Source organism: Streptomyces sp. NPDC056503 (genome assembly GCF_042794995.1).
Classification (GTDB): domain Bacteria; phylum Actinomycetota; class Actinomycetes; order Streptomycetales; family Streptomycetaceae; genus Streptomyces.
Map to the genome: position 1 here is coordinate 50,581 of NZ_JBHTST010000022.1, position 12,654 is coordinate 63,234.

General features: G+C 73.4%; 10 protein-coding genes. 4 read left to right on the forward strand and 6 right to left on the reverse strand.

Translation table 11 applies throughout. From position 1 onward, the window contains the following. The first annotated feature begins 386 nt into the window (after window positions 1–386). Window positions 387–599: a hypothetical protein gene (locus tag ACFQ8C_RS09580; RefSeq protein WP_383454035.1), complete on the forward strand. Its 213-nt coding sequence runs from the start codon at window positions 387–389 to the stop codon at window positions 597–599. 89 nt (window positions 600–688) lie between these two features. Here the strand turns inward: ACFQ8C_RS09580 and ACFQ8C_RS09585 are convergent, their stop codons facing one another. The 3 genes from ACFQ8C_RS09585 to ACFQ8C_RS09595 form a co-directional block, all read right to left on the reverse strand. Further along, window positions 689–1,216: a DUF305 domain-containing protein gene (locus ACFQ8C_RS09585; protein WP_383454038.1), complete on the reverse strand. Its 528-nt coding sequence runs from the start codon at window positions 1,214–1,216 to the stop codon at window positions 689–691. 8 nt (window positions 1,217–1,224) lie between these two features. Beyond that, complete coding sequence (locus ACFQ8C_RS09590) at window positions 1,225–2,601, reverse strand: DUF1996 domain-containing protein (RefSeq protein ID WP_383454041.1); 1,377 nt, start codon at window positions 2,599–2,601, stop codon at window positions 1,225–1,227. A 209-nt stretch (window positions 2,602–2,810) separates the two neighbouring features. Continuing rightward, the gene (locus ACFQ8C_RS09595) at window positions 2,811–4,928 is read right to left on the reverse strand and encodes a discoidin domain-containing protein (protein WP_383454043.1); all 2,118 of its coding nucleotides are present in this window, start codon (window positions 4,926–4,928) and stop codon (window positions 2,811–2,813) included. Between the two features lie 330 nt (window positions 4,929–5,258). Here ACFQ8C_RS09595 and ACFQ8C_RS09600 point away from each other — a divergent pair, with 330 nt between their 5' ends. After that, window positions 5,259–6,251, forward strand: a complete 993-nt coding sequence (locus ACFQ8C_RS09600) for a LacI family DNA-binding transcriptional regulator (protein ID WP_383454045.1) — start codon at window positions 5,259–5,261, stop codon at window positions 6,249–6,251. A 141-nt stretch (window positions 6,252–6,392) separates the two neighbouring features. Further along, complete coding sequence (locus ACFQ8C_RS09605) at window positions 6,393–7,613, forward strand: hypothetical protein (protein WP_383454048.1); 1,221 nt, start codon at window positions 6,393–6,395, stop codon at window positions 7,611–7,613. A 59-nt stretch (window positions 7,614–7,672) separates the two neighbouring features. On the opposite strand, the gene ACFQ8C_RS09610 is transcribed toward ACFQ8C_RS09605, so the two are convergent. Further along, window positions 7,673–8,548: a LysR substrate-binding domain-containing protein gene (locus tag ACFQ8C_RS09610; RefSeq protein WP_383454050.1), complete on the reverse strand. Its 876-nt coding sequence runs from the start codon at window positions 8,546–8,548 to the stop codon at window positions 7,673–7,675. An 80-nt stretch (window positions 8,549–8,628) separates the two neighbouring features. Here ACFQ8C_RS09610 and ACFQ8C_RS09615 point away from each other — a divergent pair, with 80 nt between their 5' ends. Next, the gene (locus tag ACFQ8C_RS09615; RefSeq protein WP_383454053.1) at window positions 8,629–8,991 is read left to right on the forward strand and encodes a DoxX family protein; all 363 of its coding nucleotides are present in this window, start codon (window positions 8,629–8,631) and stop codon (window positions 8,989–8,991) included. Window positions 8,992–9,078: 87 nt separating this feature from the next. On the opposite strand, the gene ACFQ8C_RS09620 is transcribed toward ACFQ8C_RS09615, so the two are convergent. Continuing rightward, window positions 9,079–10,377, reverse strand: coding sequence for a GDSL-type esterase/lipase family protein (locus ACFQ8C_RS09620; protein WP_383454056.1), 1,299 nt, complete (start codon window positions 10,375–10,377; stop codon window positions 9,079–9,081). Between the two features lie 112 nt (window positions 10,378–10,489). Continuing rightward, window positions 10,490–12,505 carry an exo-alpha-sialidase gene (locus tag ACFQ8C_RS09625; protein WP_383454058.1) on the reverse strand — a complete coding sequence of 672 codons (2,016 nt, stop codon included), beginning with the start codon at window positions 12,503–12,505 and terminating at the stop codon, window positions 10,490–10,492. Between the last annotated feature and the right edge of the window lie 149 nt (window positions 12,506–12,654).

Consider the following 12,654-nt stretch of genomic DNA (forward strand, 5'->3'; position numbering starts at 1 on the left):
GCTCCGGGGACACGCGAGTCGGGGAGGCCGGACATCGAGGAGAACGCGGGCGGGCGGGGCCGCCATCGACGTATCGACGACCTGGGCCGGGAACGAGTCCCGGCCGTGCGGCTGGCGGAGGAGCCAACCCTCCTCGGGTTGGGATGCGGTACGGACCAGTACGGTCCACCGGCCTTCGGGTACTCCCCACGTTACGCCGGTCCCGGAGGAACGCCCCCACGCCCTGCCCGGAAACCTCTCTGAACCGACCCCCGAAACCCGCCCTGAACTGCGGCGGAACACCCGTCGGCGCCCCACTCCGGCTCACCGGACCCGGCACTCTTCAAAACCGGTCGCGTTCCGTCACACACGGTGGTGACCGAGCGCCTTCGCGTCATGGCCGCCAGGTGGGGACCGCTGTGGCCATGGGCGTCGCGCCCGTCTCGGATCAGATGCCCGAGCGGCTCAGGACCGCCGGCACCGAGGGGAGCCACCTGGCGTTCATGAACGGCGTGCGCACCGCGGTGCTGGTCGCCGGCGCGCTGTGCGTCGTCGGCGCCGTGCCGGCCGTGCTCGGCGTGCGGCGCACCGCCCCGGAGACGGCCCCGGGGCACGGCTGACGACGGGCCCCGGTCCTGCCGGGTGCCTCCGGGGGTCGCCCTCTCCGCCTGTGGTCACGGGCGGAGAGGGCTTCGTGGGCAGCTGCCGGTCAGGGGCGGTGGAGGGCGGCGAGCCGGTCGAGTTCTTCCGCCGCGTTTCCTTCGATGGTGGCGGCCAGGTCCTTCGCCTCCTTCGCGCCGCCTGCGGCTCGTTCGCTCGCGCAGAGCGTCCTGGACTGCGCGAAGTGGGCGCGGAGGCTGTCGGTGAGGAGCCGTTCGAACTCCTCGCCCGTCGCCGTCTTCGCCCGGGTGAGGGTGTCGAGGCCGACCATCCCCGGCATGTCGTGGCCCTCGTGGGGGCGGGTGTCGGGAACGCCCGAGAGGTCCAGAAGGGCCCGCAGCCCCTCCTGCTCCCCCTCCAGTCGCGTGGCGATCCGGGCCACGAGGTCGGTCAGGGCGGGGTCCGTCGTGCGTGTGGTCGCCAGGCCGGCCAGGCGGTGGGCACGCTCGCCCATGGGGATCATCAGCTGGATCCACGCGGTGTCGGTGGCGTTGAACGCCTCCGCTCGCGACGGGCCGGTCACCGGCTGCGTGGTGCAGCCGGTGACGACGAGCGCCGCGAGCAGGGCCCCCGCCATCCGCGCGATCAGAAGGTGCCGGCGGAGTTGCACTTGGCGCTCTGCACGATGCAGTCCTTCACTCGCTGTCCCAGTGCCGCGTTGTCCCAGGCGTTGAAGAAGTCGCCGTGGATGGACGATGCCATGCCGGAGGACAGGGAGAAGCCCGCGGTGTTCCCGGAGGTCGGGTAGCCGATGACGAAGGAGACGGACGGGATGGCGACGGGGTGGTCACCGCCGCACGTGCCGTTGTAGGTGAAGGCGACGTGCGCCTTGTGGTCCGGACTGTCGAGGTGCTTGCCGTCCCAGCAGTCGGGGAAGAGCAGCTGGTAGACGAGCTTGGCGGTCGGGGCGCAGACGGGCCAGTTGCCGTCGGCGCTGCGGCCGATCTCGCCTCCCTCTCCGGCGCAGAAGAACTGGTTGGCCGAGCCTGCCGGGGTGGGGATCTGGGACTTGGCGTTGCCGGCGATCATGCGGAAGCCCTGGGGGAAGGGGACCGTCGCCGAGGGGTCGGGCAGCCGCGATCCGTAGTAGACGATCACGCCGTCGCTCTCGATGGCCTTGCCGTCCTGGTAGAGGGTGGGGATCCAGTAGGCGGACAGGTCCTTCGCGGGGGTGCAGCTGGTGCCCGGGTTGGCCAGCAGGCTTCGGGTGGTGGTGAACGCGTCGGTGCTCTTGTTGCCGAAGAAGCTGTGCATGTGGGACGCGCCGGGCAGGCCGGGGGCGACGATCGGGTCGTCGGGCTTGGAGTGGCTGTAGGTGCAGGTGGCGTTGAACTCGGGGACGCGTACGTTGCCGGCCGGGACGGTGGCCGGGGTCATGGCCCGGAACTGTGCGAGCTGGGTGTCCCACGCGGCCTGGTCGACGGCGACCCAGCCGGGCGCGGTGCCGCCGGTGGTGCCGTCGTCGAAGGAGAACCAGTTGATGTTGACGAAGTCGCCGGGTGTGGTGCTGCGCATGACGGCGAACAGCGTCTGCGGGCCGGTGGGGTGGGTGGCGACGGAGGCGGTCCGGGTGGTCCAGTTCTGCCAGCCGCCGGTCGGGGTGACGGGGAAGGTCGCGAGCAGCGGTCCGGTCGGCGAGCCGGTGCGCAGTTCCACGGTGCCGGGTCCGCCGGTGGCGGAGGCGACGCGGGCCGAGGCGGTCAGCGGGCCCGCGGCGCCGAGGTCGACGTTGTCGAAGCGCATCCAGTCGCCGTCGGCGAGGTAGGCGACGTTCTGGCCGCCGCCGGTGTCCGAGGTCGCTTCGACACCCGCACCGGACTGCGCCGCGTAGGACTCGGCCTGGACGACGAGGGTGGCGGCCCAGGCCGGCCGGGTGGTGAAGGTGAGGCTGAGTGCGGCGGCCAGGACGAGGGCCAGTCCGCCGGCCATCAGGGTGTGGAGGCGGATGGGTTGTCGGTGCATGTCTGTTCCTCTCGTGTCACGGGTGGGGGAAGAGGAGGTTCGGGGGCCCGGGCCGGTCCCGGGTGTGTGGAGGTCCGAGGGGTGCGGGGTGGGCGGGGCCGCCGCCGGGGTGCGGGGTGGGCGGGGCCGCCGCCGGGGTGCGGGGTGGGCGGGGCCGCCGCCGGGTTCCGCGGTGGCCCCGCCGGAGTCCTCCGCCGACGGGGTGCCGGCTACTGGTACACGCGTACGTAGTCGACGAGCATCCTGGCGGGGAAGGGGGTGGTGGGGTCGGTGGGACCGGGCCAGTCGCCGCCGACCGCGAGGTTGAGGATCATGTAGTGCGGGTGGTCGAAGATCCAGGGACCGCGGGTCTGCTCGACCTGTTCCTTGTCGAGGGTGAGGACGGTCCGTCCGTCGAGGCTGTAGACGATGCCCTTGCTGGTCCAGTCGGCGGCCCAGGTGTGGAAGTCGTCGGAGAAGTCCGCTTCCTGGGGCAGCTTGTACGGCGCGCCGATGCCGCCGGCGCCGTTGTAGGCGGGCGCGTGGACGGTGGAGTACGAGGTCTTCACGTCCTTGCCGAGGACTTCCATGATGTCGATCTCGCCGTTGTAGGGCCACGGGCGGCCGCTCAGGAAGTCGGCGCCCATCATCCAGAAGGCGGGCCACAGGCCGTTGCCCTTGGGGACCTTGATGCGGGCCTCGACCCGGCCGTAGGTGAACCGGAACGTGGTCCCGGTGTTCATCCGGGCCGAGGTGTACTGGCACGTGGTGCTGCCGGTCAGCGGGTCGGGCGGGCAGCCCTTTCCGGGGGTGGCCTGCTTGCGCGCCTCCATGACGAGGTGTCCGGCGCCGTCGAGCGAGGCGTTGTCGTGGTCGGTGTAGTACTGCAGCTCGGCGTTCTGGCCGGTACCCGGGTCGGCCTTCCACTTGGCCGGGTCGGGCTTTCCTCCGGCGGCGCCATCGAACTCGTCGCTCCAGACCAGCCGTGGCGGGTTCGCCGGGTCGGCCGGAAGCGGCGGGGCCGGGTTCGGAGCGCCCCCGGTGCCGTACACCTGGAACTCCCACAGGGAGTAGCCGTAGGCGGTGGCGCGCTGCGTGCCGTACATGCGGACGTGGCGGCCGGTGCCGGAGACGGTGAGGTTCTGCTTGAGGCCGGTGCCGGTCGTGGTGGAGTAGATCGGGGTCCAGTCGGTGCCGTTGTCGGACACCTGGATCTGGAAGGACCTGGCGTAGGCGGGGTCCCACTGGAGGACGATCCTGTCGATCCGGGCGGGGGCGCCGAGGTCGACGGCGATCCAGGCGGGGTCGGTCCAGCCGTTGGTGGAGCTCGTCGCCCAGCGGGAGGCGGGGTCGCGGTCGAAGGCGCGGGCGGGGGTGCATTCCCAGCAGTTCTGGTCGCTCTGCGAGGAGGAGGCCGAGCCGGGGCGGCCGTAGGAGAGCAGGGTGCCGCCGCTGTTCCCGCCGTCGGTGCCGGTGGTGCGGACGGCGAAGGTCCACAGGGAGTAGCCGTAGGCGGTGGCGCGTTCGGTCGCGGTCATGCGCACGTAGCGGCCGGTGCCCGAGACGGCGAGGTTCTGGACGCCGCCGGTGCCCGACGTCGTCTCGTGGAGCGTGGTCCAGGCGGTCCCGTCGGCGGAGACCTGGACGCGGAAGGACCTGGCGTACGCGGCCTCCCAGGCGAGGGTCACGCCGCAGAGGCGGGAGGTGGCGCCGAGGTCGACCTGGAGCCATTCGGTGTCGGTGAAGGCGCTGGACCACCGGGTGCCGGCGTCGCCGTCGACCGCGGCGGCCGGGGCGAAGGCGCCCTCGCTGCTGGAGGCCGTGGCGTTCCGGCCCTGGGCGGTGTCGGTGCTTCCGCAGGCGGTGCCGACGGTGCCGTGGACCTGGAACTCCCAGAGGGAGTAGCCGTATCCGGTGGCGCGTTCGGCCGCGGTCATGCGCACGTAGCGGCCGGTGCCCGAGACGGCGAGGTTCTGGACGCCGCCGGTGCCCGACGTCGTCTCGTGGAGCGTGGTCCAGGCGGTCCCGTCGGCGGAGACCTGGACGCGGAAGGACCTGGCGTACGCGGCCTCCCAGGCGAGCGTGACCTGGCTGATGGCGGCACTCGCGCCGAGGTCGACCTGGAGCCACTCGGTGTCGGTGAAGGCGCTGGACCACCGGGTGCCGGCGTCGCCGTCGACCGCGGCGGCCGGGGCGAAGGCGCCCTCGCTGCTGGAGGCGGTGACGTTCTTGCCCTGGGACAAGGGGACTTCCGCGGCGCGGGCGGAGGTGGAGGGGATGGCGGTGAAGGTGAGCAAGGTGGCCACGACGGCGACAAGCAGACCGACGCGGCGAAGCAGCGGACGCACGGCGTCTCCTCAAGAGGGGAAGGGTGAGGGAGCGCTCCCTGAGGGGTGAGAATGGGCCGGTCCGAATCGGCTGTCAAGGCTTTGGTTCACTTGCCTGACACGCCATCGACTCTCCAACTCCCTTTCCGGGAACGGTTTCTCGTGTGTGTTCCGGCAAGGCCGGGTGTTCCCTGACCGGGGGGAAGGTGCCGTGCGGTCGGCGGCGCGTGACGGACCGGAGCGCGCGGGAGGCCGTCCGCACAGGCCCGTTGACATGGGCGTTCGTGACCCTCATCCTCGCCAGAGAACGCTCCCTGAACGGCTCCGGCCTCGTCGATCGAATGGACTGGGATGAAACGACCCACGCTGGAAGTGGTCGCTGCTCGCGCGGGTGTGTCCAAGTCGAGCGTCTCGCGGGTCGTCAACGGGGAGACGACCGTCGCCCCGCAGATCCGGGAGGTCGTGATGCGGGCCGTCCGCGAACTGGGCTACGTGCCCAACGCCGCCGCCCGCAATCTCGTCACCCGGCGGACGGACGCCGTGGCCGTCGTCGTCGCCGATCCGCCCCAGGGCGTGGTCTCCGACGATCCCCTGTTCTCCACCGTCGTGCGCGCCGTCAGCAGGGAGCTGGAGGCCGCCGGCAAGCAGGTCGTGCTGATGCTCGCGGAATCCGACCGCAGCCGGGCCCGGGTCGAGGCGTACGTGGCGGGCGGGCACGTGGACGGCGTCATGCTCGTCGCACTCCACGGGACGGACCCGCTCCCGGCCGCGCTGGCCAGAACCGGGCTGCCGATGGCCTCGTTCAACCGCACGTCCGCACCGGACGTCCCGTACGCCGGGGTGGACAACGCCGGCGGCGCCACGCTCGCCGTACGGCATCTGCTGGAGCGCGGACGCCGCCGGATCGCCGCGATCACGGGGCCGCTGGACCTGTTCGAGGCCCGTGAACGACTGGAGGGCTACCGCGAGACGCTCCGGGGAACCGGGCGGCGGTCGATCGTCGCGCTGGGCGACTTCACCCGGGCATCGGGCGCCGAGGCCATGCGGCAGCTCCTGGAGGACGATCCGGCGCTCGACGCGGTCTTCGCGTCCAACGACCTGATGGCGATCGGGGCGCTGCGGACCCTGCGCCAGGCCGGCCGCCGTGTGCCCGAGGACGTGGCGGTCGTCGGCTTCGACGACATCGAGGCGGCGGCGTACACCGCGCCGGCGCTCACCTCCGTCCGCAGTCCCATGGCCGACCAGGCCATCGCCACGGTCCACCTGCTCCTCGGACTCATCGAGGGCGGCCCCCGGGCACCGGTGGTCATCCCGAACGAACTCGTGGTCCGCGAGTCGACCTGATCCCGGATGCCGTGTCCCATCGCCCGCGCGCCTCGTTCGCACCGGGTTGCATGTCGATCGGATACGAGGTGGTTCGTGCAGGTCCGGATGGTGTCGGAGAAGGTCGGCGAGTCCTCTGCCGGGACGGGCCGGACGGGGAGGATGAACGCGCTGGACCGCGCGTTCGCGTTCCTCTCCGACCGCGGCCCCGCGCCGTTCATGGTGGGCCATGTCCTGGACTTCCCCGCCGACGCGTTCACGCTCGACGACCTGCGCGCACGCGTGGCCGAGCGGGCGCCGGGGCTGGAAGCCCTGGGTGTCGCGGCGGTCCCGGGCGCCCGGTCGTGGACGCGGACCGCGCCGCCCCGGGCCGAGGCGCACGTCGGTGGGGAGCGGGTGGACGGCCGGCTCGCCGAGGCGACCGACGCGGCGATGCACGGGCCGCTGCCCGCCCGTCCGGCGCCCCGCTGGGACCTGCGGCTGCTGACGTGCCGGACCGAGCGGGTGCAGCGGGTGTGCTTCCGTATCGAGCACGCCGTGACGGACGGTGTCGGCGCGGCCCATCTGGTGGCCGCGCTGCTGGCCGACGAGCCGGGCGCCGGGCCGCATCCCTACCGTCCGCCCGTGCCGAGGCGCGCCTCGGCGGCGTGGCTGGCCTCGTCGCCGCTGGGGAAGCTCCCCGTCCAGGAGACGGTTCCCGCGGGGTACGACGCGACGCACGGCGGGCGGGCGGCCATGGCGTACGCGGACGTCCCGGAGGCGAGGCTGCGGGCCGTGGCGTCGCGGTGGGGGGCGGGTGTCAACGACGTGTACCTCACCGCGGTGACCGGCGCGCTCGCGGCCCTCCAGCAGCGGCAGGCGGGCCATGTGCGGGACCTGAAGGTGGTGATGCCGATGTCGGTCCGCCGACAGGGGGCGGAGCTCGTGCCGGGGAACGCCGCGCTGCCGGCGATCCTGCGGCTGCCGTGCGCCGCGGCGGGGCCGGGCGAGCGTCTGGGGGCCGTGGCCGGGCAGACCCTCGCGCACAAGGGTTCCGGGCTGCGGGAGAGCGGTTGGAAGACCTTCCTGCGCGTCCCGCCCCGCTTGCTCTGCCGGGCGACGGAGCGCGCGAGCTTCCGGCTGGCGGCCAGCCACATCAACCTGAACGGCACCTCCCGCGTCCTCGGCGCGCCCCTGCTCGCCGGGACCGTCTTCGCCCTGAACAGTCCGGGCATGCTCGGCTACTTCTCCCTCACCCGCACGGCGGAAACCGCCCGTGTCGCGGTCGTCCACGACCGGTCGTTCGCGGCCGCCGCCGACCTGCCGAGGCTGTGGGTGGAGGCACTCGACGAGCTCGCCCGGCACGATGCGCCGCTGCCGGAGCGGAGGGAGCGGGGGGCGTAGAGGGAGCCCGGGCCCGCGGGCCCGGCCCGGCGGCCCCGGCGCTTCGCGTGCCGGGGGCCTCAGGGTGGGGCCGGCAGGGGGCCGCCGGGGCCGAAGGCGGCGGCCGCGAGGCGGACGAACGAGCGGATCAGGGGGTTCGGGTCGTCGGCGCGCGACGCCACCACCAGGCTGCTCGGCTCCATGTCGGTCAGCGGTACGACGGTGAGGCCGGCGCCCGGGTCGTGGCCGGCGAGCGTGATGCCGACCGTGCCGTTCCACAGCACGGCCTGCCTGCATTCCTGGACGGCCCGGACCACCGGGCCCTCGCGCGGTTCCCCGCCGCTCCAGTACGCCTGCCAGGCGGGGTCGGTGCCCGGCGGGAACAGGAACCACCGGCGGTCGGCCAGGTCGGCCAGACGCAGCCGGTCGCGCCCGGCCAGGGGGTCGTCGGACCGCAGCAGGGCGCCCACCGGGTCGGCGCGCAGCGTCCGCACCGCCAGTCCGGCCGGGTTGAACGGCCCGCGGGTCACGGCGACGTCGACCAGGCCGGCGTGCAGTCCGCAGGTGGGATCCGTCAGGTCGGTCTCGCGGACGCGGACGTCGACGTGCGGGTGCCGGCGGCGGAAGGCGTCGGCCAGGCGGGTCGCGCCGGGGTCGGCGCTGTCGCCCAGGATCCCCACGGCGAGGGCGGCGGAGCCGGCCGCCACGGCCACGCGCTCCCGCAGCAGATCGGCCCGGTCCAGCAGGGCGCGCGCCTCGTCGAGCAGCACCTCCCCCACCGCGGTGAGCGTGACGCCGGCAGGTGCCCGGTCGAACAGCGCGGCACCCGTCTCGGACTCCAGGCGCCTGATCGCCCGGCTCAGCGGAGGCTGGCTCATGTGCAGCCGGACGGCGGCCCGGCCGAAGTGGAGTTCCTCGGCGACCGCCACGAAGTAGCGCAGGGTCCGCAGCTCCATGCGGCAACGATACCCACGAGGTATCGGCACGGCGGAACAGGTCTTGGACGGCTCCCGCGTCCCGGCCGTGCAATGTCCCCATGACCACCGTGTACTGGATCGCCGCCGTCCCGCTCGCCCTCTTCTACCTGTACGGAGGGGGTGTGAAGCTGGTCCGCGGCCGGGAGGACCTGCTCCCGATGATGGCCTGGGTGGACACCATGCCGATGTCCCGGGTCCGCGCCCTCGGGGTCGTCGAGGTGCTCGGGGCGGCGGGACTGGTCCTGCCGCCGCCGACCGGCGTCGCACCCGGGCTCGCCCCGGCCGCGGCCCTCGGCTTCGTGGTGCTGCAGATCGGTGCGATCCGGGTCCACCTCCGGGGCCGGGACCGCGACGTCGCCCTCAACGTCACGCTCCTCCTGGTCGCCGCCGTGGCGGCCTGGGCGGCGACGACCTGGTGGTGACGCCCTCGACCGTCCGGACCCCGCCCCGGGGTCCGGACGGTCGCGGTGGAGGCGGCGCGCGCTCCTCCCGGGCCGCGTGAGCGCGCGTCAGGGGATCGTCAGCCCGCACACACGGCTGGCGGGGTCGTGGATCCGCAGGTCCTTGATCATCTTCTTGGCCAGCAGCAGGTGGCCGCGCTGGTTCGGGTGGAGCCCGTCGCCGAGGAGGGAGAGGGGTACCGCCCCGCCGTTGGAATCCAGCCAGTGCGCGTGATGGTCGACCAGGACGACGTCCAGCTCGGCCGCGACCTCCCGCATGATCCGGACGTAGTCGCCGAGGGAGGCCCGGCCGGGCCAGAGGTTCGGGTCGACCGGGTTGGGGGTCTGGAGCAGCGGGACCGCCCCGTCGGGCAACGCGCGGACCTGGTCGACCAGTCTGCGCAGGTTGGCCCGGTAGACGGCGGGCCCGGTGGCGGCGGTGGCGACGTCGTTCGTTCCCAGCATGATCGAGACAACTCGGGGACGGAACGCGGCGACCCGGTCGGCGAACCTCGCCACGAGGTCGTTCGTGGTGCAGCCGCTGACTCCGGTGTCGAGGACGAAGTCGCTGTTCTTCGGCTTGCCGAGCTCCCAGCGCACCCGCTCCTGGAAGTGTTCGGGGTAGCTGCGCCAGCCGTTGGTCCACAGCGCGCCGTGGGTGATGCTGTCCCCGGTGGTCAGCCAGACGGCAGGCGTGTCGGAGTTGAGGATCGCCGAGACGCGGCCGAGGTCGGCGAGGTCGACGCGGACGCTCTCGGCGGCGATCTCCGACGGGGTCAGGACGCGGTCCCAGACGGCGACCCGCTGGATCGTGCCGGTGTGGAACCACTCGCCGCCGGGGTGGTCGCTGTCGAGGTTGCGGGCGACGTTGAGCGCGGTGAGGCCGGAAACGGCACCGAAGAAGGACGCCTGGGGGACGGTGAGGACGGGGCGTCCGTCGGCGTGGAACGTGGTGCCGGCCGCGGAGACGGTGATCGCGACGGTGTGGAGCGCGCCGTCGTCGTACATGGTGCGGGTGAGGTGGTTCTGTCTGACGGCCCCGTCGTCCCGTACGGAGAACTGCAGCCGGCCGGCGCTGACGCAGACCGTGACGTCGGTCGACGGCCTCGTCGGGTCCGAGGCGCTGATCAGGGTCATCGCGAGGTTTCGGCTCGTGGTGGCGAAGGTGGCCAGGACGGTGCCCGAGACGAGTCCCCGGACGGTGCCGATCTCGGCGGACAGGTCGGTGTACGTCCGGCCGTCGTAGGTCCGGTCGATCCGCCGGTCCAGTACGGCCGCGGTGGCCGTCGCCGCGGAGGCCCGGCCGAGCGGGGTGGTCAGGGCGGCGGCCAGGGTTCCGGCGGCCACGAGGACGGATCGTCTGCGCAAGGGGTTCCTCTCCGGGTGGGATGTCGCCCGTACCGCGTCGGGCGACGCGGTACGGGCCTGGGTCGGGGCCCGCCGCCGGGAGGCGGCGGCAGGCCGTACGCCGGTGTCCCGCTCAGCCGGCCCGGTGGACCGTGATCCGGTCGATGCGGCCGGCGAAGTGCCACTGGGGGCCGCCGTCGTCGACGTTGCGGCCGGCCCACATGCCGGTGAGGCCCGGGGTCCTGCCGAAGAGCGACGGGGTCGTGGTCGAGGCGATCCGTACGCCGTCGGCGTACAGCGCCGTGCCGGTGTCGGTCACGGCGACGGCGAGGGTGTGGTCGCGGCCGTCGGCGAGGGACGTCGTGCCGTCGAGCCGGGCGCTGTAGACGCCGTCGACGCGCGCCTCGAAGTAGGGGACGCCGCTGTTCAGGGAGAGGGTGACGTTCGTCGACGGCGCGGTGGTGCGCGAGGCGGACAGGAGCGTGCCCGCGACGGGGGTCTTCGTGGTGCGGAAGCGCACGGCCGTCACGCCGCGGTCCAGGGCGGCGACGTCGGGGAGCGACGCGGTGAGGTCCGTGTACGCGGCGGTGCCGTCGAAGTCCTTCGCGAGTGTCCGGTCGAGGACCTCGCTCCCGCCGACGACGAGCATCCGGGTGGTCGAGGAGGTCGTGGTCGCACCGGACCGGAGGGTGACGGTCACGTCCTGCTCGCCGGTGGCGGTGGCGGCCGGCGGGGTGACCGGGACGCCGACCGTCACGGTCGCGCCGGGCGCTATGGCCGGGAGCGGCCGCGCCGTCGTGCCGGTCCAGCCGGAGGGCGCGGTCAGGGTCGCCGTGCCGGCCGGGCTCGCCAGGTGCCCGTGGTTGGTGACGCGGACCTCCACGGTGCCGGGTGTCCCGGCCGTCAGCAGGCCGTCGGGGACCGCGGTCCGCGCGGCGAGCTTCGGGGTGTCCTGGGCGGTCGGGCAGTCGGCGCCGAGCCAGGCCGCGTCGAAGCGGGCGAAGGTGATCCGCTGGTAGGGGCCCGACTCGTACAGCAGGCCGAAGGTGCCGTCCGCGAGGCGGGTCATCGTCGAGTACGCGGAGCCGCCGGCCTCGACGAGCCGGGACGTGGGCCAGGTCAGGCCGTCGTTGCAGGAGAGGCGGACCGTCAGCCGGTGGCGGGTGGTGGTGCTGGCGGTGTTGCTGAAGAGCAGCCGGTGCGACTCCGGCCGCTCGGCGCCCGCCGTCGCGTCGTACCGCAGGATCGCGGCGTTGTTGGTCGGATCGATCAGCTCGTCGTCCGGGACGGGGGCGCCGTAGGTGATCCCGCCGTCGTTCGAGTACGCGACCAGGCGGGTCCTGGCGCTGGAGGTGCGGCTGTTGAGCATGACGCGCCCGTCGGCCAGCTCCACGGTCTTGTTCTCGTCCATCAGCGGGCCCACGGGGCGGCCCATCCTCCAGGTGTCGCCGTGGTCGTCGCTGTACGCGCTGGCCGCCCAGATGCCGCCGTCGGCCTTGCGGAAGGCGTACTGCTGCACCAGGCGCCCGGTGGAGAGCTGGATGCCGGTGCCGGAGGAGGCGAACATGCCCGTCCAGGAAGGGTCCTTGATGTCCTGGGTGATGCGGCGGGTGGTCCAGGTGACGCCGCCGTCGTCCGAGTAGGCGTAGTCGGCGTGGAGGGAGTTCACGGCGTCGTCGGCGTTGCCGGCGGCGGAGTTGAAGAATCCGACGCCCTGGGGTCCGTACGCGTAGAAGACGAAGACGCGGCCGGTCACGCGGTCGACGACCATGCTGGGGTCGCCCGCTCCGACGCCGCCGTCGAAGTCGGCGACGGCCTGCGGGGCGGTCCAGGTGCGGCCGCTGTCGGTGCTGCGGCGGACCATGACGTCGAGGTTGCCCGGCAGGTCCGCGGCGCTGTCGTTGCGCCGGTCGTAGGCGGCGAGGAGCGTGCCGTCCGGGAGGGTGTCCAGGGCGGGGATGCGGTACGTGTGGGCGCCCTGGCCTGAGGTGGCGAGGACGGTGCTCTCGTAGAGGGGTTCGGGCGTCGCGGAGGTCTCGGCCGCGGCGCCGGTCGGCGGGGGCGCGGCGGCCGGTGAGGGCGTGGCTCCGAGGAGACCGGCGCCGAGCGACGCCAGAAGGAGCAGGGAGACGGAACGGGCGGTTTTCACCGACACCTCCACAGAAGACGACAGGGAGGCATCGGACATCAGACGTTGCGGCGAAACCTAGGGGCGCTCCCGGCGGGGCGTCAACCCTTCCGGCGGGACGTCGCGAAGTGCCGCGCCGTGCTTGCGGGCGGGGCTCGGCAGCCCCTATG

Coding starts and splice junctions, on each gene's coding strand:
- ACFQ8C_RS09590 (WP_383454041.1), bottom strand. CDS start 2,601: ATGCACCGACAACCCATCCGCCTCCACACCCTGATGGCCGGCGGACTG.
- ACFQ8C_RS09600 (WP_383454045.1), top strand. CDS start 5,259: ATGAAACGACCCACGCTGGAAGTGGTCGCTGCTCGCGCGGGTGTGTCC.
- ACFQ8C_RS09610 (WP_383454050.1), bottom strand. CDS start 8,548: ATGGAGCTGCGGACCCTGCGCTACTTCGTGGCGGTCGCCGAGGAACTC.
- ACFQ8C_RS09585 (WP_383454038.1), bottom strand. CDS start 1,216: ATGGCGGGGGCCCTGCTCGCGGCGCTCGTCGTCACCGGCTGCACCACG.
- ACFQ8C_RS09605 (WP_383454048.1), top strand. CDS start 6,393: ATGAACGCGCTGGACCGCGCGTTCGCGTTCCTCTCCGACCGCGGCCCC.
- ACFQ8C_RS09615 (WP_383454053.1), top strand. CDS start 8,629: ATGACCACCGTGTACTGGATCGCCGCCGTCCCGCTCGCCCTCTTCTAC.